Source organism: Kineococcus sp. R86509, from assembly GCF_042466365.1.
GTDB lineage: Bacteria > Actinomycetota > Actinomycetes > Actinomycetales > Kineococcaceae > Kineococcus.
Genome location: NZ_JAXHCE010000001.1, coordinates 1692844 through 1714889, shown reverse-complemented (window position 1 = coordinate 1714889; position 22046 = coordinate 1692844). Strand labels below are relative to the sequence as shown.

The 22046-nt window shown below is 73.7% G+C and carries 20 protein-coding genes and 2 riboswitches; of the genes, 9 read left to right on the top strand and 11 right to left on the bottom strand.

Annotation, left to right across the window (positions count from 1 at the left end):
• Positions 1 to 53: 53 nt before the first annotated feature.
• The 4 genes from SJY07_RS08135 to SJY07_RS08120 are packed head-to-tail and all read right to left on the bottom strand — an operon-like array spanning position 54 to position 4700.
• Positions 54 to 752 carry a GNAT family N-acetyltransferase gene (locus tag SJY07_RS08135; protein WP_380158299.1) on the bottom strand — a complete coding sequence of 233 codons (699 nt, stop codon included), beginning with the start codon at positions 750 to 752 and terminating at the stop codon, positions 54 to 56.
• Complete coding sequence (locus tag SJY07_RS08130; RefSeq protein ID WP_380158297.1) at positions 749 to 1213, bottom strand: hypothetical protein; 465 nt, start codon at positions 1211 to 1213, stop codon at positions 749 to 751. The genes SJY07_RS08135 and SJY07_RS08130 overlap by 4 nt, the downstream gene beginning before the upstream one ends.
• Complete coding sequence (locus SJY07_RS08125) at positions 1210 to 3192, bottom strand: primary-amine oxidase (RefSeq protein ID WP_380158295.1); 1983 nt, start codon at positions 3190 to 3192, stop codon at positions 1210 to 1212. Before SJY07_RS08125 ends, SJY07_RS08130 begins: the two co-directional genes overlap by 4 nt.
• Positions 3189 to 4700, bottom strand: a complete 1512-nt coding sequence (locus SJY07_RS08120; RefSeq protein ID WP_380158293.1) for an APC family permease — start codon at positions 4698 to 4700, stop codon at positions 3189 to 3191. The genes SJY07_RS08125 and SJY07_RS08120 overlap by 4 nt, the downstream gene beginning before the upstream one ends.
• Before the next feature lie 223 nt (positions 4701 to 4923).
• Between SJY07_RS08120 and SJY07_RS08115 the strand changes: the two genes are divergently transcribed.
• Together SJY07_RS08115 and SJY07_RS08110 are read left to right on the top strand one after the other, a co-directional pair.
• Positions 4924 to 6354: an APC family permease gene (locus SJY07_RS08115; RefSeq protein ID WP_380158291.1), complete on the top strand. Its 1431-nt coding sequence runs from the start codon at positions 4924 to 4926 to the stop codon at positions 6352 to 6354.
• Positions 6351 to 6977: a helix-turn-helix domain-containing protein gene (locus tag SJY07_RS08110; protein ID WP_328294751.1), complete on the top strand. Its 627-nt coding sequence runs from the start codon at positions 6351 to 6353 to the stop codon at positions 6975 to 6977. The genes SJY07_RS08115 and SJY07_RS08110 overlap by 4 nt, the downstream gene beginning before the upstream one ends.
• 9 nt (positions 6978 to 6986) lie before the next feature.
• On the opposite strand, the gene SJY07_RS08105 is transcribed toward SJY07_RS08110, so the two are convergent.
• Genes SJY07_RS08105 through SJY07_RS08095 form a run of 3 tightly spaced genes read right to left on the bottom strand, consistent with a single transcriptional unit; the run spans position 6987 to position 11008 of the window.
• Positions 6987 to 7916, bottom strand: a complete 930-nt coding sequence (locus tag SJY07_RS08105) for an NAD-dependent epimerase/dehydratase family protein (RefSeq protein ID WP_380158288.1) — start codon at positions 7914 to 7916, stop codon at positions 6987 to 6989.
• Positions 7917 to 7925: 9 nt separating this feature from the next.
• Entirely contained in the window at positions 7926 to 9593 is a 1668-nt protein-coding gene (locus SJY07_RS08100) for a dihydroxyacetone kinase subunit DhaK (protein ID WP_380158286.1), read from the bottom strand.
• Entirely contained in the window at positions 9590 to 11008 is a 1419-nt protein-coding gene (locus tag SJY07_RS08095) for an aldehyde dehydrogenase (NADP(+)) (protein ID WP_380158284.1), read from the bottom strand. Before SJY07_RS08095 ends, SJY07_RS08100 begins: the two co-directional genes overlap by 4 nt.
• A 121-nt stretch (positions 11009 to 11129) precedes the next feature.
• On the opposite strand from SJY07_RS08095, the gene SJY07_RS08090 reads away from it, so the two are divergent.
• From SJY07_RS08090 to SJY07_RS08075, 4 genes are all read left to right on the top strand, one after another.
• Positions 11130 to 11753, top strand: coding sequence for a hypothetical protein (locus SJY07_RS08090; protein WP_380158282.1), 624 nt, complete (start codon positions 11130 to 11132; stop codon positions 11751 to 11753).
• Positions 11754 to 12034: 281 nt separating this feature from the next.
• Positions 12035 to 13207, top strand: a complete 1173-nt coding sequence (sucC, locus tag SJY07_RS08085; protein WP_380158280.1) for an ADP-forming succinate--CoA ligase subunit beta — start codon at positions 12035 to 12037, stop codon at positions 13205 to 13207.
• Positions 13208 to 13210: 3 nt separating this feature from the next.
• The gene (sucD, locus tag SJY07_RS08080; RefSeq protein WP_328294757.1) at positions 13211 to 14110 is read left to right on the top strand and encodes a succinate--CoA ligase subunit alpha; all 900 of its coding nucleotides are present in this window, start codon (positions 13211 to 13213) and stop codon (positions 14108 to 14110) included.
• A gap of 120 nt (positions 14111 to 14230) precedes the next feature.
• Positions 14231 to 15478: a DUF6350 family protein gene (locus tag SJY07_RS08075; protein ID WP_380158278.1), complete on the top strand. Its 1248-nt coding sequence runs from the start codon at positions 14231 to 14233 to the stop codon at positions 15476 to 15478.
• On the opposite strand, the gene SJY07_RS08070 is transcribed toward SJY07_RS08075, so the two are convergent.
• Positions 15479 to 16234: a VOC family protein gene (locus SJY07_RS08070; protein WP_380158276.1), complete on the bottom strand. Its 756-nt coding sequence runs from the start codon at positions 16232 to 16234 to the stop codon at positions 15479 to 15481. It abuts the gene before it with no gap.
• A gap of 47 nt (positions 16235 to 16281) precedes the next feature.
• On the opposite strand from SJY07_RS08070, the gene purN reads away from it, so the two are divergent.
• From purN to SJY07_RS08055, 3 genes are read left to right on the top strand one after another with little or no spacing between them, the layout of a single operon-like run.
• The gene (gene purN / locus SJY07_RS08065; RefSeq protein ID WP_380158274.1) at positions 16282 to 16857 is read left to right on the top strand and encodes a phosphoribosylglycinamide formyltransferase; all 576 of its coding nucleotides are present in this window, start codon (positions 16282 to 16284) and stop codon (positions 16855 to 16857) included.
• 18 nt (positions 16858 to 16875) lie between these two features.
• Positions 16876 to 18456, top strand: coding sequence for a bifunctional phosphoribosylaminoimidazolecarboxamide formyltransferase/IMP cyclohydrolase (purH, locus tag SJY07_RS08060; RefSeq protein ID WP_380158272.1), 1581 nt, complete (start codon positions 16876 to 16878; stop codon positions 18454 to 18456).
• Between the two features lie 22 nt (positions 18457 to 18478).
• Positions 18479 to 18763, top strand: a complete 285-nt coding sequence (locus SJY07_RS08055; protein ID WP_328294762.1) for a DUF3017 domain-containing protein — start codon at positions 18479 to 18481, stop codon at positions 18761 to 18763.
• A gap of 89 nt (positions 18764 to 18852) precedes the next feature.
• On the opposite strand, the gene SJY07_RS08050 is transcribed toward SJY07_RS08055, so the two are convergent.
• The 3 genes from SJY07_RS08050 to SJY07_RS08040 are packed head-to-tail and all read right to left on the bottom strand — an operon-like array spanning position 18853 to position 21510.
• Positions 18853 to 19767 (bottom strand): MetQ/NlpA family ABC transporter substrate-binding protein, encoded by a 915-nt coding sequence (locus SJY07_RS08050; RefSeq protein WP_380158269.1) that lies wholly within the window; start codon positions 19765 to 19767, stop codon positions 18853 to 18855.
• On the bottom strand, positions 19757 to 20518 hold the full coding sequence (locus SJY07_RS08045; protein ID WP_328294764.1) for a methionine ABC transporter permease: 762 nt from the start codon (positions 20516 to 20518) through the stop codon (positions 19757 to 19759). Before SJY07_RS08045 ends, SJY07_RS08050 begins: the two co-directional genes overlap by 11 nt.
• Positions 20515 to 21510 carry an ATP-binding cassette domain-containing protein gene (locus SJY07_RS08040; RefSeq protein WP_328294765.1) on the bottom strand — a complete coding sequence of 332 codons (996 nt, stop codon included), beginning with the start codon at positions 21508 to 21510 and terminating at the stop codon, positions 20515 to 20517. Before SJY07_RS08040 ends, SJY07_RS08045 begins: the two co-directional genes overlap by 4 nt.
• A gap of 167 nt (positions 21511 to 21677) precedes the next feature.
• Positions 21678 to 21788: riboswitch (SAM riboswitch) on the bottom strand.
• A 169-nt stretch (positions 21789 to 21957) separates the two neighbouring features.
• A riboswitch (SAM riboswitch) is annotated at positions 21958 to 22041 on the top strand.
• The last annotated feature ends 5 nt before the right edge of the window (positions 22042 to 22046 follow it).

Genomic DNA, 22046 nt, shown 5'->3' with positions numbered 1-22046 from the left:
ACCGCCGCGCCGGGACGGACACGGGCCTGCACCCACCGCCGCCTCCCGCTCGTTCAGGGAGCGGGCGTCCCGGGGGTGCGGACGGTGGCGAAGTCGAGCGTCCGTCGCAGGGCGAAACCCAGGCTCTCGTAGAGCCGGATCGCGCCGGTGTTGTGCGCGGCGGCGTGCAGGAAGGGGAGCTCGCCGCGGTCGCGGACGCCCTGGGCGACGGCCCGGACCAGCGACGTCGCCAGCCCGCGGCCGCGGGCGCTCGGATCGGTGCAGACGGCGCTGATCTCGGTCGCCCCGGTGGGGTGCAGGCGTTCGCCGGCCAGGGCCAGCAGCCGGCCGTCCTCCCGGATCCCGAGGTAGCGGCCCAGCAGCCGGGTCCGCCGCCCGAACGGGCCGGGTTGCGTGCGCGAGACCAGGTCGAGCATGTCGTCGACGTCCTGGTCGTCCAGTTCCACGGCGTGCGGCGAGGGTTCGGTCCGCAGCGCGTCGGTCGCCACCAGCTGCACGCCCGGGAGGCGGGCCGTCACCGTGAAACCCTCCGGCGGCGTCACGGCCAGGGCGGGGACGAGGAGCAGGACGCCCGGACCGGCGACGTCGGCGAGGTCGTGCCAGCCCCGGGGGTCGCCCTGGTCGGCGACCCCGGAGAAGGGGGACACGTCCACCGGGAACCGCCGGCCCTCGCCCGTCCCCTCGGCGAGGTGGGCGTGGGTCGTCGCCAACGACGACCAGACGGGGTTGTCGAGGGGGTGGTGCTGCGTCACCCCCGCATCGTTCCACGCTCCCGCAGGAGGTGGGGCCGGCCGACCAGGAGGTGGAGGCACGTCGCGACCTGGGCCAGCGTGAGGACCGACACCAGCGCGAGCAGGACGGGCGAGTGCCAGGGATCGGCGAGGGTCGTGGTGTGACCGGCGTGCCCGCGGAGGGAGAGCACCGATGCGGAGCCGCCGGCGGGGGTCACCAGCAGGGCCGCGTGGGTCAGCAGCACCACCGTGCCGACAGCGGCGACCAGGGCCCACGTCCGGTGGGACGGGCTGCGCCACAGGTGGCCCGCGCACGGCAGGCAGACCAGCGACATCACCAGCAGCACCCCCGCCAGGGGGAGGGAGGCTCCCGCGTGGGCGATCGCCAGCGGCACGTGCAGGACCGCTGCGACCACCCCGGTCACCGCGACCCACCGGGAGGCGTGGGCCTCCCGGTGGGTCGCGGAGCGCGGACGGTTCACGAGGTGCAGCATCCCCCTCCGCCCGACCCGTGGGAGGGCTTCGCCACCGGCACGCCGAGCGCGGGGTTGCGGTCGAAGAACCCGACCGGCTTCAGGGTGAACCCCGCGTAGTCGACCGGCATGATCGGCCAGTCCTCCGGGCGGGGGAAGTGCGTCAACCCGAACGTGTGCCACAGGACCAGGTCCTGGCCGTCGAGGTCGCGGTCACCCGCGACGAACGCGGGCAACCCGGCCCCGCCCGGGTTCTGGTTCACCAGGTCCCCCGCCGGGTAGCGCTCCTCCGGGTCGTACTGCGTCACCCACAGGTGCTTCGTGCCGAACGTCGCCCGGTCGTGGACCGAACTCGTCTCGTCGGCCAGCAGCAGCGGCTGGTGCTCGGGGTGCAGGGCGTAGCCGGTGGGCTGTCCCAGCGCGTTCTTCCGCTCGGTGTTCAGCACGTGCCACACCCGGCCCGCGGCGCCGTTGGCCTCGCGCTGGGCGTGGGCCTCGCTCGTCAGCCGGGTCGCCTTGCGGGCGAACGCGTTGCCGTAGGGGTTCCCCTCGCCGCGGGGGACCCGCACCGCGTCGACCTCCTCGACGGCGTTCGCGAGGCCGTCGACCATCATGTCGAGCCGGGCCGAGAAGAGGTGCTGGTGGAACGGTGCGGCCAGACCGGGGGCGATCTCGGTGGAGAACTCCAACCCCTCCTCGGGGTAGGCGGCGGTGAACACGACCCCGGTGGCCTTGGCCTCGAGCTCGATGGTGCCGTCGAGGTAGAGGTACCAGTAGAACCCGTAGTCGTAGTTCCCGATGGTGGTGAAGAAGGAGATCACCAACCGGCGCTGACGGCGGGTCTCGTTCATGCCGTTGAACATGTCGGAGTGCTTCCAGAGCACCCCGTAGTCCTCCTCGTGCAGGCAGATCGCGTTCTGCACGTCCTTCGGGTGACCCGTCTCGTCGGCCATCACGGCGTCGAAGTAGTGGATCTCGCCGAGGCAGTCGCAGCCCAGCGCGAGGGAGTTCACGAACCGGCCGAAGAGGTACTCGCCGGTGTCGAAGTAGTTCTGCCAGAACCGCACCGGCGACGGGTCGGCGTAGGGCACGACCATCTCCGCGATCGAGGCCCGGTACACCACGTCGCGACGGGCCTCCGGGTCCGGTCCGGTGACGTCGGCGACGGAGAGCTGGTGCAGGGTCAGCCCCTCTCGCGGGTCGAAACCGACCCGGACCTTCCAGCCCTGCCAGGTGACGACGTCGCCGTCGACGGAGAAGCTCGGACCCTCGGGCTGGGTGATCGAGATGGGTTTGAGGTCGGTGCGTTCCGGCTGGGCGTGCGGGGCCTCGTTCCAGTTCCCCGTCTGCTGCGGGACGGTGAACCGCTGGTGGTCCAGGACGTGCAGGACCTTCTGGGCGGAGAGGTCGACGTAGGCGACGACCCCGTCGACGGGGTGCGCCCAGGGCAGCGCCTGCGCGTCCGGCTGCTGGAACGCGAACACCCGCATGATGCGGGAGGCGCCCGGGTCGGTCGCGGGGATGTCGTCGTAGTGACCGGCCGAGAGCGGGACGGTCACGACGTCGGAGACGGTGAGGCCACGGGCGGCGAGGGCGGCGACCCAGCGTTCGTCGGCCGCGACGATCGGGTCGATCGCCGCGAACTCCTCCTCGAGGATCGGGACGTGTCCCTGCGTCGGGCCGTCGATCGTGTGGTCGGAGAGGACCCGGTGCTCCGACAGCGAGACCCGCACGTCGCGCCCGACGCCGGTCGCGGTGTCCAGCAGCAGCGCCCGGACGGTCCGCGAGATCGGGTCGCCGGGGGAGAACGCGAGGACCTCGGCCTTGGGGGGTTCCAGCAGCCCGAGGTAGGCGAACCGCGTCGTCGGGGTCAGGGTGTCGGCCAGCAGTTCGCGGGTCGCGTCGATCTCGCCCGCGCTCAGGCGGTCGAGGGGGTGGTCCGGACCCGAGGTCAGCGAGAGGTCGGTGGGGGTGTCGAGCAGGCTCATGCGTGGTCCTCCGTGGCGGACGTGGAACGGATCTGCGCGGGCACCTCGGCGCCCGCGTCGAGGGCGGCTTCGAACTCGGAGACGGCCATCGGGTCGGCGCTGGGTTTGAGCGCTCCGACGAGCGGGCCCACGAGGTAGGAGGCGATCGTCAGGACGAGGAAGACGGCACCGACGGTCCACCCGCCGACGAGCAACCCGAAGTTCGTCGCCGTGAGGTAGGCGGTGAAACCGAGCCCCACGACCCCGACGGCCGGGGCGACCCTGGTGTTCCAGACGCGGGTGTCGACGCGGTTGCGCGCGAAGAACACCAGGACGGCGACGCAGGTCAGCAGCATCAGCAGGATGAACCCGAGCGTCGCGACGCCCGACATCCACGTGTAGACCTGCAGGATCGGGTCCAGGCCGGCCGCGACGAAGACCGCGACGAGGACGACCGAGGCCCCCGTCTGCAGCAGCGAGGCGACGTGCGGGGAGTGGTGGCGGTGGTGGCTGCGCCCCCACGAGCGCGGCAGGACGCCCGTGTTGGCCATGGAGAACACGTAGCGGTTGATGACGTTGTGGAAGGACAGCACGCAGGCGAAGAGGCTGGTCAGCAGCAGCGCCTGGACCACGTCGCCGGCGACCCTACCCACGTAGTCGGTCGCGGTCCGCACGACCATGCCCTCGGGGTCGCTGCCCGCCTCCGCGACCGCCCCCTGGTCGCCCCAGGCCGAGACGATCGACCACGCGGACAGCGTGTAGAAGACCCCGATGAGGGCCAGCGAGGCGTAGGTCGCGCGGGGGATGGTCTTGTCGGGGTCGCGCGCCTCGTCGCGGAAGACCGCGGTGCACTCGAACCCGATGAACCCGGCGAGGGCGAACATCAGGCCGATGCCGGGGGCGCCGGACGCGATCCCGGACGGGGTGATCGACGCGGTCGAGAAACCCTCGTCCCCGCCGCCGGAGAGGACGACGCCCGCGTCGACCACGAGGACGATCCCGATCTCCGCGACGAGCAGGACGCCGAGGACCTTGCTGGAGAGGTCGATGTGGCGGAACCCGAGCAACCCGACGACGGCGATCGAGAGACCCGCCCACACCCACCAGGGGAGGTCGGGCCCGCCGAGGTCGTCGTGCACGACCCCACCCAGCGCCGCACCGAGGTAGCCGTACACCGCGGCCTGGATGGTCTGGTAGGTCAGCAGGGCGAGGAACGAACCGCCGAGGCCGTGCAGCCGGCCGAGGCCGGCGCCGATGTAGGTGTAGAACGCACCGGCGTTCGGGACGTAGCGGGTCATCGCCACGAAACCCACGGCGAAGAAGAACAGGATGACCGCGCCGATCGCGTACATCGCGGGGTACCCGGCGCCGTTGCCGATGCTGATGCCGATCGGGACGCTGCCGCCGACGACGGTCAGCGGGGCCGCCGCCGCGACGACCATGAAGACGATCGAGCCGACGCCGAGCTTCCCGCTCAGCCGACGTTCCTCGACCGGGGGCGCAACGGTGCTGTTCGTCGTGGACGCCATGACGCTCCTCAGGAGGGCCTGCGGGCGGTCGGCCGACCGCCCGCACCGATCCTCGCGGGCTCCGGTTTCCACGACGTTGCCCGCGTGTGACGAGGGGTTCCACCGATCGGGACGGGATCTCGCCCGCCGTCCCGTTCGCCGCGCACGAGGTGAAACACCCGCGCAACACCGACGAAACACGGGCCGGGCACGGTGCCCTCGTGAGGTCCTCGTGACGGTACCGGTGCTGCGTCCCACCTCCCCGGTCACCGGGTTGCGCCGTCGACGCCTCGGCCCGCTCGAGGTGCTCGCGCAGTCCGTCGCGGCCACCGCACCCGCCGCCGCGATGGCCACCTCGCCGGGGCAGGCGTTCGCCCTCGCCGGTGCCCCGCCCTCGGCCCTGGCCTACCTCGCGGCCACCGTCGTCGTGCTCCTCGTGAGTTCCTCCGTCGGGCAGTTCAGCCGGCGGATGGTCGCCCCGGGTTCGCTGTACTCCTTCACCGCCAAGGGGCTCGGCGGGACGGCGGCCACCATCGCGGGAGGTGCCCTCGTCGTGGGGTACGGGTTCCTCGTCGCGGGGGCGTTGACGGGGGCGGCGACCTCCGGCGTCGCGCTCGTGGAGGAGGTGGCGCCCGGGGTTTCCGGACCGGTTCCCGTCGTTCTCACGATCACGCTGCTCGGAGTTCTCGTCGCGGGTTTCTCGGTCCGGGGGGCGGGGGTCTCGGCCCGGCTGGGACTGGCCCTGGAGGTCGTCTCGATCTCGATCGTCGTCGTGGTCCTGGGGATCGCGCTCGCCGCGGCGTTCTCCCGGTACGGCGTCCCGCACCCCTCCGTCGTCCTCGACGGCGGGGGACACCCGTTCGGTCCCGGCGGACAGGGTCTGCTGCTGGCGGTCACGGCCTTCGTCGGTTTCGAGAGCGCCGGGTCGCTGGCCAGCGAGAGCCGTCGACCGCTCTCCGTCGTGCCCCGGGTGGTCCGCTGGACCGCGCTGACCTCCGGCCTGCTCTACGTCCTCGCCGCCGCCGCGCAGGCCGTCGTCTTCGCGGGCACCCCGGGGCTCGGCGGGGCACCGCTCCCGCTGGCCGCCGCAGTGTCGGTGCTCGCCGACCCGACGCTCGCCGCCGTCCTCGAACTCGGGATCCTCGCCTCCTTCGTCGGGTGCGCCTCCGGGTCGCTCACCGCCCTGGTGCGACTCGTGTTCACGATGGGCCGCGAAGGGGTCGTCCCCCGTGCGCTCGGGCGCACGGGACCGCGCGGGACCCCTGCCCTCGCCGTGGTCGTCGCGACGGCCCTCGCCGTGGCGGTCCCCGCAGGGGTCCTGCTGCTCGGGGTCTCCCCGGCCGACACGCTGCGGGGTCTGCTCGTCGTCGGCACCTGCGGCTACGTCGGCGGCTACGTCCTGGTCTGCCTCGCGGCACCGTTCTTCCTGCACCGCATCGGGGAACTGACCGCGCCGCCGGTGGTGGTCGCCGTCGTCGCCTCGCTCGCGCTGGTCGCGGTCCTCGGGGCCTGCACGGCGTGGGCCGTGTCCGCCGGGGGCGGGTGGGTGCTCACCGCGTCCGCGCTGCTGGGCCTCGGCGTCGTGCGGGCCGTCGTGCTGCGGGTGCGGCGGCCGTCGCTGGTCGCCGGGATCGGCCTCTACGACGAGACCGTCCGGCGGGACGTGCTGTCGTGAGCGACCTCACCGGACGCCAGCCGAAGGCGATCACCTCGGCCGTGCACCTGCTCGAGGCCGTCGCCCACGCCGGACCGGGGGTCAGCGCCGCGGAACTGGCCGCGGCGACCGGGATCCCCCGGGCGACGGCCTACCGGCTGCTGAACCTCCTGGTGGCCGAGGAACTGCTCGTCCGGATGCCCGACCTCTCGGGCTTCGCCCTCGGGGCGCGGGTCGGCGCGCTCGTCGACGCGGCCGCCCCGGTCGCTCTGGTGAGCGCCGTCCGCGAGGAACTCCGTCACCTGCGCAGCGGGGTCCGGGCGGCCGTGCACCTGCTCGTCGTCCGCGGCGGCCTCGTCCGGGTGGCCGACGCCGACCCCGACGTGGGCCTGCCCGTCGGCCACGGCGGTCCCGCCCCGCTCGGGTCGGCCGTGGCCGAGGTCCTCGCCGGCTGCGCCGAGTGCCGGTACGACGACGACCCCGTCCGCGGGCTCACGGCGCTCGCCGTCGCGGTGCGCAACCCCGACGACGAACTCGTCGCCGTCCTGCTCGCGACCTGCCCGACGACCGCGACGATCGGGGTCGCCGGCTACGCCTCGCGCCTGCACGGGGTGGCGAAGGCGCTCGGACCCCTGCTGGGTTGAGACCGGGGGTCAGCCGGGCAGCAGACCCATCGCCTCCACCGCCGCGCGGGCCGTCTCCAGCGAGCTGAACCCGGGGGAGTATCCGAGGAGGCGCCGGGCCTTCCCGGTGCTGGCGGAGTGGCTGCGCGACAGGTGCTCCCAGCTCGCGTCGGCGTGCTCGCCGTAGGCCCCGCGGAACTCCTCCCAGCTCACGAACCGCAGGTTCGCGGTCCGTCCCCACCACCCCGCGGCGGCCTCGGCGAAACCGTGCGCCGTCAGCGCCCGGTCGGAGACGACGTGGAAGCTCTCACCGGCGGCGGCCTCCGGGTTCGCCACGGCGAGCTCGAACCCCTGGGCCACGTCGTCGGCGTGGACGTGGTGCATCGTCTCCAGCCCGAGTCCGGGGACGAGGAGTTCCCCGCCGCTCGACAGCCGCTCCCACACGGCGGGGTCGAGGTTGCCCAGCGGGGTGATGACGGGCCAGCCCGGGCCGCTGATGTGGCCGGGGTGCAGGACGGTGCTCCGCAGCCCGCCGGAACGGGTCTCGGCGAGCAGCAGTTCCTCGATCGCGTTCTTCTGCGTCCCGTACTCCCCGAACGGCTCGCGGGGGTCGTCCTCGCGCAACGGCGAGAACGCCGCCCGGCCGTGGACCCAGATCGTGCCGCAGTGGGCCAGGAACGCGCCGGTCGGGCGCAACGCCTCGACCAGCCGGCGCGCGGAGTCCGGGGTGAAGCAGACCAGGTCGACGACGGCGTCGGGTCGCAGGTCCACGAGGTCCGCGCCGAAGGTGTCGGCGTCGCGGTCGAGGACGACCCGGTCGACCTGTTCCCAGGCCGGGTCGGGGTGGTAGGGCTCGCGGGTTCCGCGGGTCACCGCGCTCACCCGGTGCCCGGCCCGCACCAGGCGCGGGACGAGGTAGCTGCCGATGTGGCCGGTGGCCCCGGTGACGACGACGTGCACGGTTGCTCCTCAGGTCCAGGGGTTGACGAGTGCGGCCGCGTCGACCGTCGGGTCGATGACCTCGACGAGCGCGGCGAGCACGATCGCGACCCCGACGGCGCCGGGGTCGGGGGTTCCGAGGGCACGTTCGCCCAGGTAGCTCGCGCGGCCCCGGCGGGGCAGCAGGTCGGCCGTCGCGGCCGCCCCGTCCACCGCGGCCCGCAGCAGGTCCGCGGCGTCACCGCTCGAGTTCGCGGCCGCGTGCAGGGTGTCCGCCATCGTCCGGTCGCCCGGGCGGGCACCACCGACGCGCTGCACGGCCTCGAGCGCGGAACGCAGCCCGGCGCGCACGGCGTCCACGCCCGAACCGTCGGTCAGCGCGGTGCGCAGGTTCTGGAAGAGCAACCCGTAGAGCGGGCCGCTGGAACCCCCGACGTGGTCGAGGAACGCCTGCTCCACCGCACGCAGCCCCGGTTGCGGTTCGTCCTCGGCCACGCGCGAGGCGAGGGCCGTGCGGGTCCCGCCGTCGAGGTTGTCGCCGAAGTCGCCGTCGCCGGTGACCTGGTCCAGGCGCGTCAGCTCGGGTTTCGCCGCGCTCACGAGACGGCCGAGCGCGGTGAGGAACGGGTCGTCGCGGACCTCGCGTCCACCGGTGTCGGCCTGCGCCGCCGCCGCGACCACGGTGCCTACGGGTTCGGTGCTGGGCAGCGCGGGGGTGGCCGTGGGGGCGGCCAGGTGCTCGACCCACCCGGGTTCCAGGGCCGTCAGGGTGATCGAGAAACCCCGCATGTCCAGGGCCGCCACGTAGGTCCCGGCCAGTGCCGCCGCCAGCGTGAGACCCCGCTCGTCCAGTCCCTGCGCCACCCGGTCCAGCACCGAGTAGACCTCCAGCCCGGTCGCGGCGCCGAGACCGTTCACCAGGACCGCGTACCCGGTGGGGGTGGCGGGGACCGCGGCGAGGAGTTCCTGCAGCATGCGGTCCACGACCTCCTCGCTGCCGGGCCGGTCGATGGTGGAGACCGCCCGTTCGCCGTGGATCCCGACCCCGTACTCCAACTGCCCGGCGGGCAGGTCGAACGCGGGTCCGGTCCCGCCGGGAGCGGTGTGCGCCCGGGAGGCGACGGCGAGGCTGCGGGAGGCCGCGACGACGCGGCGGCCGAGGTCGGCGAGGTCGGCGAGCGACGCCCCGGAGTCGGCCGCGGCGGCGAGGACCTTCTCGACGAGGACCGTCGCCCCGGTTCCCCGCCGGCCGGTCTCCGCCGCCTCGTTCTCGGTCGCGAGGTCGTCGTCGACGAGGACCGTCTCGACGTCGATCCCCTCGGCGCGCAGTCGTTCCGCGGCGATGCGGAAGTTGATGACGTCCCCGGTGTAGTTCTTCACGACCAGCAGGACACCGCCGGGCAGGGCGGCCGCGCGGGCGCCGGCGAAGATCTGCTGGTTGTGCGGGGAGGCGAACACCTGACCGGGGATCGCGGCGTCCAGCCCGCCCCGGCCCACGAAGCCCGTGTGCAGCGGTTCGTGGCCCGAACCCCCGCCCGAGACGAGCGCCACCCGACGGGTGGGTGCGGGGTCGGCGGCGACCACGTAGGCCGGGTCGAGGCTGACCCGGACGGTGGCGCCGTGGGCGCGGGCGAAACCGGCGAGCGCCGAGGCGATCGGGTCGTCGCCGGTGCTGAACTGGTCGGGGCGGGTGCTCACGGGTTCCTCCGGTCCTCGGTCTGTTCCCCGTCGCGCAGCTGCGCGGGGAGGGCGGCGGTGGGAACCCCCTGGAAGGCCACGGGACGCTGCCACCGCTCGATCGCGGCCGTACCCACCGACGTCGACAACGGCGCGGTCGTGGCGGGGTAGGGACCGCCGTGCTGCTGGGCGGCGGCGACGGTGACGCCGGTCGGCCAGTCGTTCCAGACCACCCGGCCGACGTGGTCGGCGAGGACCAGGGCCACCTCGGCGGCGAGCTCGTCGTCGTCCGCGGCGTGCACGGACCCCGTGAGCTGGCCGGGGAAGACGTCGAGGACCTGCAGGAGTTCCTCCGGCGAGGAGTACCCGACGACGAGGCCGGCGGGGCCGAACGCCTCGATGTCGAGGACGTGGGGGTTCTCGAGGACCTCCGCCGCCGAGGTGGTGAGGACCTCGGCCCGGACGCCTTCGGCGCTGGGCTCGCCCTGCAGGGCCGTGCCGACCCCGGGCTGGGAGCGCAGTTCGTCCGTGCTGCGGGCGAAACCCTCGACGATGGCGGGGTTGAGCATCGGGCCGGGGACCGGGAGTTCGACCGCGGCGGTGAAGGCGTCGACGTCGGGGACCAGGACGACGCCGGGGTTGGTGCAGAACTGCCCGGCACCCAGGGTGAGCGACCCCGCCCACCCCTGCGCGATGTCGGCGGGCCGTTGCGCCCAGGCCGACGGGGTGACGACGACGGGGTTGACGCTGCCGAGTTCGCCGTAGAAGGGGATGGGGTCGGGCCGGGAGGTCGCGATGTCGAACAACGCCCGCCCGCCGCGCAGCGACCCGGTGAAACCCGCCGCCTTGACGCGCGGGTCGCGCAACGCCGCGACGGAGGCGTCGACCCCCTCGACGAGGGCGAAGGAACCGTCCGGGGCACCGGCCGCCCGCAGGGCCCCGACGACGAGGTCCGCCGTGCGGCGGGACAGCTCGGGGTGACCGGGGTGCGCCTTCACGACGACGGGACAACCCGCCGCGAACGCCGAGGCGGAGTCGCCGCCGAAGACGCTGAACGCGAACGGGAAGTTGCTGGCGGCGAAGACGAGGACGGGACCGATCGGCACGACCGTCCGCCGGATGTCGGGACGCGGGCCCATGCCCCAGTCCGGGTCGGCGTGGTCGACGGTGGCGGGGACGAGCGAGCCGTCGCGCAGGCCGGAGGCGAAGAGCCGGGCCTGGAAGGCGGTGCGGGTCAGTTCCCCGTTCAGCCGGGGTTGCGGCAGGTGCGACTCGGCGGCGGCGAGCGCCACCAGTTCGGTCCGGGCGTCCTCCAGGGCCCGGGCGACGGCGTCGAGCGCGTCGGCGCGCCAGGCGGGGGTGGTGCGGGCCAGCGGACGTCGTGCGGCGGCGGCGGTGGCGAGCACGGTTTCGAGGTCGGCAGCTGTGGTGTCCATGGTGTCGCCATCCTGGCGCGGTCGTCGGAGCGCCGCGAACGGGGTCCGTAGCCGACACGGTCGCGGCGACACCGCGCTGGACGACGTGGTGCACTGCCCGCCGACGGGAAGGGGTACCGACGTGGACGACGTCGTCGAACTGGAACTGGTCGTCGAGGCGCCTGCGGGCTGGGTCGCGATCAACCTCGACGAGGACTTCGACGCCCGGGAGTACGCCCTGGCCGTCCACCGCTTCCTCGCGGAGGACCTCGAACTCGCCGGGGAGATCGTGGACCGCGCCGCGGTCGACGCCGCCGCAGCGCCGCTCGCCGCCGTCACCCGCTGGGCCCGCGACCTCATCCGCGACCGGGGCGGGGTGGCCTTCGCCCACGTGGGCCACCCCGAGGACCCGACCCCGGTGTGGCTCGACGTCCTGGCCCGGCCCGAGGACGACTTCACGGCCTGGGCCGAGGAACGGTTCGGCGTCGGGATCCCCGGCGTCGACCCGCGCGCCGACGTCCGCGAGGTCGTGCTGCCCGCGGGGCCGGCGCTGCGGGTCCGCTCCGTCGTCGTCCCGCGGGAGGGGGAGTCCCCGGTCACCGAGGGGGTCGACGTGCTGGTGCGCCCGGACGGGGTCCCCGGCCGGGTGGTGCTGAGCTCCACCTGGATCGCCCTCGCCCACGGGAACCAGCTCGCCACGCTCGTCGACGAGTTCGCGGGCACGGTCCGGGTGCGGGTCGTCCCGCCGGGCGAGCACCGGGAGTGACCCTGCGGCTCGGGCCGTGGTCCTCGTCGGCTCCCGCTCTCGGGGCTGCCCCGCCGTCCGCGCGACGGCGTCGGGGGCGTCCGCGTCCTGCCCGGCGGAGGTTGATCACCGCTGTGACGGGGGTCTCCCGCCCTGGTCGCGAGCGTTGCCGGCCCCGGGGCTAGGGTGCTGAGCGCCCGGTGCCGGCCGACGAAGGACGCCCGACCAGTGACCCTGGAGAGGTGCCCGTCCGGCACGTCAGTTCAACTTCCGACCGAAGACGAGGAAGACGGAGAACACTGGTGGACCTCTTCGAGTACCAGGCGCGCGACCTCTTCGCGGCGCACGGCGTACCCGTGCTGGACGGCAAGGTCGCCACCACCCCCGAGGAGGCCCGGGCGGCCGCCGAGGCGATGGGTGGCGGCACGGTCGTGGTGAAGGCGCAGGTGAAGGTCGGCGGCCGCGGCAAGGCCGGCGGCGTCAAGCTCGCCCACAGCCCCGAGGAGACGGCCGAGAAGGCCGGCGAGATCCTCGGGATGGACATCAAGGGACACACCGTCCACCAGGTGATGATCGCGGAGGGCGCGAAGATCGCCGAGGAGTTCTACTTCTCGGTGCTGCTCGACCGCTCCAACCGCACCTACCTGGCGATGGCCAGCGTCGAGGGCGGCATGGAGATCGAGCAGCTCGCGGTGGAGCGCCCCGAGGCGCTGGCCCGGGTCGCCGTCGACGCGCTGACCGGCATCGACGCCGCGAAGGCCGCCGAGATCGCGGAGGCCGCCGGGTTCCCGGAGGAGCTGCGGGAGAAGGTCGCCGACGTGTTCGTGAAGCTCTGGGCGGTCTTCACCGCCGAGGACGCCACGCTCGTCGAGGTGAACCCGCTGGTGCGCACCGAGTCCGGCGACATCGTCGCCCTCGACGGCAAGGTGACGCTGGACGAGAACGCCGACTTCCGCCACCCCGCCCACCTCGAACTGGTCGACGCCGCCGCGGCGGACCCGTTGGAGGCCAAGGCGAAGGCGCTCAACCTCAACTACGTCAAGCTCGACGGTGCGGTCGGCATCATCGGCAACGGCGCCGGGCTGGTCATGTCGACCCTCGACGTCGTCGCCTACGCGGGGGAGAAGCACGGCGGGGTGAAGCCGGCGAACTTCCTCGACATCGGCGGCGGTGCCTCCGCCCAGGTCATGGCCAACGGCCTCGACGTCATCCTCAACGACACGCAGGTCAAGAGCGTGTTCGTCAACGTCTTTGGCGGCATCACCGCCTGCGACGAGGTCGCCAAGGGCATCGTCTCGGCGCTGGGGATCCTCGGCGACGAGGCCACCAAACCCCTCGTCGTCCGCCTCGACGGCAACAACGTCGAGGAGGGGCGCCGCATCCTCGCGGAGGCGGCCCACCCCCTCGTGACGGTCGTGGACACGATGGACGGTGCGGCCGACAAGGCCGCCGAGCTGGCGAACGTGGGGGCCTGAACGATGTCGATCTTCATCAACTCCGACTCCAAGGTCCTCGTGCAGGGGATGACCGGGTCCGAGGGACGCAAGCACACCCAGCGGATGCTGACCTCCGGCACGCAGATCGTCGGCGGGGTGACCCCCGGCAAGGGCGGTCAGTCCGTCGAGTTCACCGGGGCGGACGGCTCGCCCGTCCAGGTCCCGGTGTTCTCCTCCGTCGGTGAGGCCCGCGAGGCCACCGGCGCCGACGTCACGGTCATCTTCGTCCCGGCGAAGTTCACCAAGGGTGCCGTGGTCGAGGCCATCGAGGCCGAGACCCCCCTCGTCGTCGTCATCACCGAGGGTGTCCCGGTGCACGACTCGGCGGAGTTCTACGCGCTCGCGGCCGCCTCGGGCACGACGCGGCTGATCGGGCCGAACTGCCCCGGCCTCATCAGCCCCGGCAAGTCGAACGTCGGCATCATCCCGGCCGACATCACCCCGCCCGGACGCATCGGGCTGGTCTCGAAGTCGGGGACGCTGACCTACCAGATGATGTACGAGCTGCGCGACATCGGCTTCTCCTCCGCCGTCGGCATCGGGGGCGACCCGGTCATCGGGACCACGCACATCGACGCCCTCCAGGCGTTCCAGGACGACCCGGACACCGACGTCATCGTGATGATCGGTGAGATCGGTGGCGACGCCGAGGAACGCGCCGCGAAGTTCATCGAGGCCAACGTGACGAAGCCGGTCGTCGGCTACGTCGCCGGTTTCACCGCCCCCGAGGGCAAGACGATGGGCCACGCCGGCGCGATCGTCTCCGGCTCCGCGGGTACCGCCCAGGCCAAGCAGGACGCCCTCGAGGCGGCCGGGGTGAAGGTCGGGAAGACCCCGTCCGAGACCGCCAACCTGGCCCGGGAGATCTTCAAGGCCCTCTGAGGCCTCCCGCACGGACGTCGGCTCCACCCTCCGCCCGATCGGGGGCGTGGAGCCGACGGTCTCGACCCCGCGGGTGTCGGTCCCGCGGTTCGACCCCCCGCCGGGGGAGCATCGGTGGTGATGTCCACGCCCACCGACACCTCCGCTGCTCGCCGCTCCGCCAAGGTCCCCCGGACCACTCCGGCGGACCTGCTGCCCCTGCTCACCGCGTCCGTGCGCGCGGTGCTGACCCTGCTCGTGCCGATGGTGGTGCTGTGCGTCCTGGGGTGGATCGCCTCGGTGCGCTCCACCTCCTCCCTGGCCGCCGTGGCCCGGGTCGGGGCCGACCTCTGGCTGCTCGCGCACGGCAGTTCCGTCGCGATCGTCGGGGGCAGCGTCGGGATCGCCCCGCTGGGGCTCACCGTGCTCGCGGTCCTCTCCTCCCGGCGTGCGGTCCGGATGTGGCTGCGCGACCAGCTCGAGGCCGAACGTGACGTCCCGTTCTGGCGGGGTCTCGGGGTCTTCGCCGGCGGCTACGCCGTGTTCGCCGTCCTGCTGGCCCTGGTCTCGCGCAGCGGGGTCGGGGCGGCGTCGCTGTCGATGTCGCTGCTCGGTGGGTTCCTCGTCGCCGCGCTCGGCGCGCTCGTGGCCCTCTGGGCGCACCGACCCGCCCTGCCCGCGGCCGTCCCCGCCGTCGTGGTGGCCGCCCTGCGTCCGGCCGTGGCCGCCTGCGCGGGACTCGTCGGAGCCGGGACGCTGCTCGTCGCCGTGGCCCTCGTGCACGGTCGCAGCGAGGTCCTCGCCCTGCACGAGGCGCTGGACCCGGGGGTGTTCGGCGGGTTGCTGCTGACCCTCGCGCAGGCCCTGCTGCTGCCCACGTTCGCGGTCTGGGGCCTGTCCTGGGCCACCGGCGTCGGCTTCGCCGTCGGGACCGGGACGTCGGTCGCGCCCGGGGGGACGACGCTCGACACCCTGCCGACCGTGCCCCTCCTCGGCGCCCTGCCGACCCCCGGCGTCACCCCGGCGTGGGCATGGGCCGTCGTCGCGGTGCCGGTCCTCGTCGGTGCCGCCGCCTGGGTGCTGCAGAGCCGTCGCGGGCGTCCCGTCCACGGGCTCCTGACGCGCTGCGGCGCCGCCCTGCTGACCGGTGCGGGGACCGGGGTCCTGGTCGCCGGCCTGGGGTTCTTCGCCAGCGGAGCCCTCGGTCACGGCCGCATGGCCGACCTCGGACCCGACGCCCTGCTCACCGGAGCCGCGGCCGGCGGAGAGGTCGCCGCCGGAGCCCTGATCGCCGTCCTGCTCGGCCGCGCCTGGACGGCCTGGCGCGGGACGAAGGTCGTCGTGACGATGCCCGACGCCGGCGGTGGGGCACCCCGCAAGCTGCTCTGATCAGCGGTCCGGCTGCGGCGCACCGGGGAGCGGGGTGAAGACGGCGAACCCCGCACCCCACGGGTCGCGCACCTGCGCCATCCGGCCGAAGTCGCTGTCGTGGGCCGCGTGCACGACCTCACCGCCTCCCGCGAGCGCGGCCCGCACGGCGGCGTCGACGTCGGGGACGCCGAAGTACACCAGCCACCCGGGCGCCGAACCCCAGAGCGGGCCGACGCCACCGATCGGGTGCGGCGCGTCGACGTTGGCCGCGATGGCGTAGCCGTCGAAGAGCTCCCGGAAGGTCCAGCCGAACACGGCGGCGTAGAACTCCCGGGAGAGCGCCGGGTCGGACGAGCGCAGGTCCTCCCAGTTCAGACCGCCCGGGGCGTTGACCCAGCTCGCGCCGATGCGGGTCCCGGCCTCCCACAACCCGACGACGGCCCCGGTGGGATCGGCGACCACCGCCGAGCGTCCCGCGTCGTCGACGTCGCCCGGCCCGCTCAGGACCGACCCGCCCGCGGCCGTGACGGCGGCCACGGTCGCGTCGAGGTCCGTGGTCGCGATCGACAGCGTCCAGCCGGAGGTGGTGGCCGGGCCGGCTTCCGCGGCGACGGCGCCGTCCACCCCGAGCAGCAGGGAGCCGTCGGGATGGTGCCCGACGACGGTCCACCCGAGGACCGCCCCGTAGAAGGTCGCCGCCGCCCCGGGGTCGTCGGTCGCGAGGTCCGCCCGGGCCGGGACGCCGGCGGGCCAGGGGTGCGTGCGCAGGGTCATGCCACGAGTTTCTTCCCCGGCGACCGCGACGGCTAGAGTCTCGCCACGTGCCCGTACGAGTGGTCGTCCTCGCCTCCGGATCGGGCTCGACCCTGCAGGCGCTCCTCGACGCAGGCGACCCCGCCTACGAGATCGTCGCCGTGGGCTCGGACAAGCTCGGGGTGCCCGCGCTGGAGCGGGCCGCCGCCGCCGGGGCCGACACGTTCACCGTCGCCCCCGCCGACTTCGCCGACCGCCCCGCCTGGGACGCGGCGCTGACCGCCGAGGTCGCCCGTCGCGCCCCCGACCTCGTCGTGCTCGCCGGGTTCATGCGCATCCTCGGAGCGCCCATGGTCGAGGCGTTCGGCGGGCGCATGGTCAACACCCACCCCGCGCTGCTGCCGTCCTTCCCCGGTGCCCACGGCGTCCGCGACGCGCTCGCGCACGGGGTGAAGGTCACCGGGTGCACCGTGCACCTCGTCGACTCCGGCGTGGACACCGGCCCCATCCTCGACCAGGTCGCGGTCCGCGTCCTGGACGGCGACGACGAGCACTCCCTGCACGAACGCATCAAGAGCCACGAGCGCGAGCTGCTCGTCGACGTCGTGGGCCGACTGGCCCGCACGCTCACCACCCACCCCTGAGAGGACGGCATCCCGCCGATGGCACCGGAAACCCGCGAGGCACGCCAGGTCCCCGTCAAGCGCGCGCTGGTCAGCGTCTACGACAAGAGCGGCCTGGAGGAACTCGCCCAGGGGCTGCACGCCGCGGGTGTCGCGATCGTCTCCACCGGTTCGACGGCCTCGCGCATCGCCGCCGCCGGCGTGCCCGTCACCCCCGTCGAGGAGCTCACCGGGTTCCCCGAGTGCCTCGACGGCCGGGTCAAGACCCTGCACCCGCGGGTGCACGCGGGGATCCTCGCCGACCGCCGGCTGCCCGACCACGTGCGCCAGCTGGCCGAGCTCGACGTCGAACCCTTCGACCTCGTCGTCGTGAACCTCTACCCCTTCGCCGCGACCGTCGCCTCGGGCGCCGGCTACGACGAGGTCGTCGAGCAGATCGACATCGGCGGGCCGTCGATGGTCCGTGCGGCCGCGAAGAACCACCCGAGCGTCGCCGTCGTCGTCGACCCCGCCCGCTACGCCGACGTGCTGAAGGCCGTCGCCGACGGGGGGTTCGACCTGAGCGACCGCAAGCGCCTGGCCGCGGCCGCGTTCGCGCACACCGCCGCCTACGACACGGCCGTGGCCGGCTGGTTCGCGCAGCAGACGCTGGCCGCCGACGACGAGGGCTGGCCCGCGGTGACGGGGATGGCGCTGGAACGCAGCGCCGTCCTGCGCTACGGCGAGAACCCGCACCAGCAGGCCGCCGTCTACGCCGACCCGACCGCCGAACCGGGCATCGCGCAGGCCGTCCAGCTGCACGGCAAGGCCATGTCCTACAACAACTACGTCGACGCCGACGCCGCCCTGCGCGCCGCGTTCGACCTCGCCGGCCCCGCCGTCGCGGTGATCAAGCACGCCAACCCGTGCGGCATCGCGACCGGTTCCGACGTCGCCGACGCCCACGCCAAGGCGCACGCCTGCGACCCGGTCTCCGCCTACGGCGGGGTCATCGCCGCCAACCGCGTCGTGACCGCGGCCATGGCCGCCCAGGTCGCGCCGGTGTTCACCGAGGTCGTCATCGCCCCGGGCTTCGAACCCGAGGCGCTGGAGGTGCTGCAGGCCAAGAAGAACGTCCGGCTGCTGCAGCTGCCGGAGGGCTACGGCCGCCGCCCGCAGGAGTGGCGCATGGTGTCCGGCGGGGTGCTCGTGCAGAGCCTCGACCTCATCGACGCCGAGGGCGACGCCCCCGCGAACTGGACCCTCGCCGCCGGCGAGGCTGCCTCGCCCGAGGTCCTGGCCGACCTCGAGTTCGCCTGGCGCGCAGTGCGTTCGGTGCGCTCGAACGCGATCCTGCTGGCCAAGGACGGCGCCTCCGTCGGTGTCGGCATGGGTCAGGTCAACCGCGTCGACTCCTGCAAGCTGGCCGTGGAACGCGCCGGCGTGGAGCGGGCCACCGGTTCCGTCGCCGCCTCCGACGCGTTCTTCCCCTTCGCCGACGGGGCGCAGATCCTCATCGACGCCGGGGTGCGCGCCATCGTGCAGCCCGGCGGGTCGATCCGGGACGCCGAGGTCGTCGAGGCCGCCACGAAGGCCGGGATCACCATGTACTTCACCGGCGCGCGCCACTTCGCGCACTGAGCGACCCCGGTAGCGTCGATCCATGACCCAGGCCCCCGAGCGGGTTCCCACCCCGGGCAACGCGGTCCTGCTGACCCTCGTCGGCGGGGTCGTGCTGGCCCTGGGGCTGACCCTGCTCGCGGGGCCGACGTCGGGCGGGGTGCTGCTCGGCGCCGACCTCGCGGTCGCCGCCGTGCTGCGCCTCGTCCTGCCGGTGCGGGTGGCCGGATCGCTCGCGGTCCGCTCCCGCCCGGTGGACGTCGCCATCCTGCTGGTGCTGGCGGTGGCCTGCCTCGTGCTGGCCGGGCTGGTGCCGACCCCGCAGTAGTTCTGCAGCCTCGCGTCGACACGCCGACGTCCAGGCGGTGGCCGCCGGAGTGTCGACGCAAGGGTGCATCACTGCTGTGGGCGCCTGGCTCAGGTGGCGTCGAGGGGCAGCAGGACACCCTTCACGTCGGCGTCGTTCGAGAGGTACTCCTGGACCTTCGGGTCCTGGAACGTCGCGATGAGCGCCTTGACGTTGTCGGTGCCGATCCACTTCGTGCCCACCGTGAGCTGGCCCGCGAACTCGTCCGGGGCGGCGGGGGCGAAGATCTGCTGCTCGATCGGGATCTTGGCCGCGAGGTAGTACTCGGTGTAGCCGACGGCGGCGTCGAGGTCGGGCAGGGCGCGGGACTGCGCGCCGAAGTCCAGCAGCGTGAACTGCAGGCCCTTGGGGTTCTCGGCGATGTCGTCGACGGTCGCCGTCCCGATGTCCGTCCCCGGTTTGAGGGTGATGAGCCCCGCCTTCTCCAGGACGAACAACCCCTGCGACTCGTTCGCCGGGTCGGAGTACAGCGAGATCGTGCCGCCCTGCGGGATCTCCGCCGGCGTCTTCCACTTCGAGGACCACAGGCCGAAACCCCACCGGAAGACCGGCGTCGCCGCGGTCTCCTGGAACCCCGGGTTGGCCTGCAGGACCTGACCCAGCCACAGCTTGTGCTGGTAGATCGTGCCCGCGACCTCGCCGTCGTTCACCGCGCGGTTGATGGTGTTGCTGTCGGCCAGCGCCTTGAACTCGACGTGGATGCCGTGCGCGGGGGCGACGTCCTTCGCGATGTAGTCGATGAGGGCCTCCTCGCGGGCGTTGCCCTCGGCGGTCGCGACGTAGAGGGTGGCGCCCGCCTGGGTGTTGGCGGTGTCCTCACCGCCGAGACGGGGCACGACGACCGCGGCGGCGATCCCGAGCAGGACGACGGCACCGCCGGCCACGAACGGCCACAGTCGTCGGCGGCGGACCTCGAAACCGTGGTCGTCGGCGGGCTTGGCGTCGGGGCGGGTCTCAGTGGACAAGGGAGTTCTCCAGGTCTGCGGTGGGGGAGTTCGTGGGGGCGGCGCTGCGGCGACGGGCGCGCGGGTCCGCGAGGCGGGCCAGGGCGTCGCCGAGGAGTTGCACGGAGGCGACCAGGGCGACGAGGACGACGATGGTCGCGATCATCACGGCGTGGTCGAAGCGCTGGTACCCGTAGGTGATGGCGAGGTAGCCGACCCCGGGGGCGCCGATCGTCCCGGCGATGGCCGAGTACTCGATCATCGCGATGGTGTTGATGGTGAGGCCGCCGATGATCGAGGGCAGCGCCTCGGACAGTTGCACACTCGTGATGACCTGCAGCGGAGAGGCTCCCGAGGCCTTCGCGACGGCGACCACCGACGGGGGCACCGAGCGCAGCGAGTTCTCCACGATGCGGGCGAAGAACGCGGTGCCGGCCAGGACCATCGGCACGACGGCCGCCCGGATGCCGATGTTCGTACCCGTGACGAACCGGGTGAACGGCACGAGCGCCGCCATCAGCACCAGGAACGGCAGGGACCGCCCGGTGCTGACCACCCAGCCGAGGACGCGGTGGGCCGGGCGGTTCTCCAGCAACCCGTCCGGGGCGAGGTTGTGCAGCAGGACCCCCAGCGGGACCCCGAGCAGCACGACCAGGGCCATGACGATGCCGACCATCAGCAGGGTGTCGCCGAGGGCGGGCAGGACGAGCGCCGGGATCTGCGGCAGGGGCGTGTCCAGGTTCGAGGCCAGCGGGAGGGCGGCGGGGCTCACGGGACCAGCTCCAGGGTCGAGGGCGCCTCGGTGGCGCGGGTGTGCAGTCCCCGTCGCTCGAGGGCGGCGATCAGCCGCGCGGGGTCCACCGAGTCCGGCACCCCGAGGGTGGCGTGCCCGACGGTCCGCCCGGTGACGGCACTCACGGAGGCGCCGAGCAGGGCGAGGTCGTGACCGAGTTCGCGGGCCGTGCTGGTCAGCCAGTCCGCCGGCACGTCGTCGCCGCGGTAGTGCACCGTCCAGGTGACGAGCCGGGGATCGGTGGCGACCGCCCGTCGGGGCAGCAGCGCGGCCCCGACGGGCGACCCCGGGTCGCGCAGGACGTCCAGCAGGGGCGCCGACTCGACGATGCGGCCGTGCTCGAGTCGGGCCACGGAGTCCGCGACCTCGACGACCGTGTCCATCTCGTGGGTGATGAACAGGATGGACAGCCCGAGGTCGTCGCGCAGTTCGCGCAGCAGCGCCACGATCGAGGCCGTCGAGCGCGGGTCCAGCCCGGAGGTCGCCTCGTCGGAGAGCAGCACGCTCGGGCGCAGGGCCAGGGCGCGGGCGATCCCGACGCGCTGGCGCTGACCGCCGGAGAGCTCGTGCGGGTAGCGGCCGGCCAGGTCGGCCAGACCCACCCGCTCCAGCAGCTCGGCGACCCGGGCACGCCGCTCGCGGGGGACGACCCCGAGGTAGCGCAACGGGAGTTCCACGTTCTGGGCGGCGGTGCGCCGGGTCTGCAGCCCGTCGGACTGGAAGATCGTGCCGATGCGGCGACGGGCTTCGCGCAGCCGTCCCTCCCCGAGGTGGGTCAGGTCCTGGCCGCCGACGAGCACGGAACCCGACGTGGGCCGGGTCAGCAGCGTCACGCACTGGGCGAGGGTGCTCTTGCCGGCCCCGCTCGGCCCGACGACGGCGGTGATGCTGCCGGCGGGGACGAGCAGGTCGAGGCGGTCGAGGACGGTGGTGCTCCCGTAGGTCTTGGTGAGCTGTCTCAGCTCGATCATGGCTCGATCACGTCGTCTCCAGGGCGGCGTGGGGCGCGCGAGGGCGCGGCGGGGGAGCGTCGGGCGGACCGGCGCAGGGGGGACCGCCGGACGGGGTGGCCCGGGGTGTTCAGCGGGGAGTGCGGACGCTCAGCGTCGACAGGTCTGGTGGGACACGTGCGTCTCCTTCAACGTCCTTACCCGCGACACCCGCGGGTCGGGTCATCACCCGGAGCACCCCACGACGGAAGGAGGGTTGCCGACCAGCGAGCCGGGGCTTCGCGCTGGTACTCATGACCTGATTCGACAGTGACAGCCGAACCGGGGTCCGTCAAGCGGTTCGGGAAGGTACCGGATATCCGCACCCGGCTTCGAAATCGTTCGTGCGCAACGGCTTGCGCCGGACCCCTCCGGTGCCGGGCCGGCCCGAGTCGCTGCGGGGCCGCCCACGAGGCGTTACAGTTCGCAGGACCATCCAGAGCGGCCGAGAGATCTGGCTCGACGACGCCGCAGCAACCCGAACCCGGGTGCTACCGCCAGGACCGATGGAGGAGCAC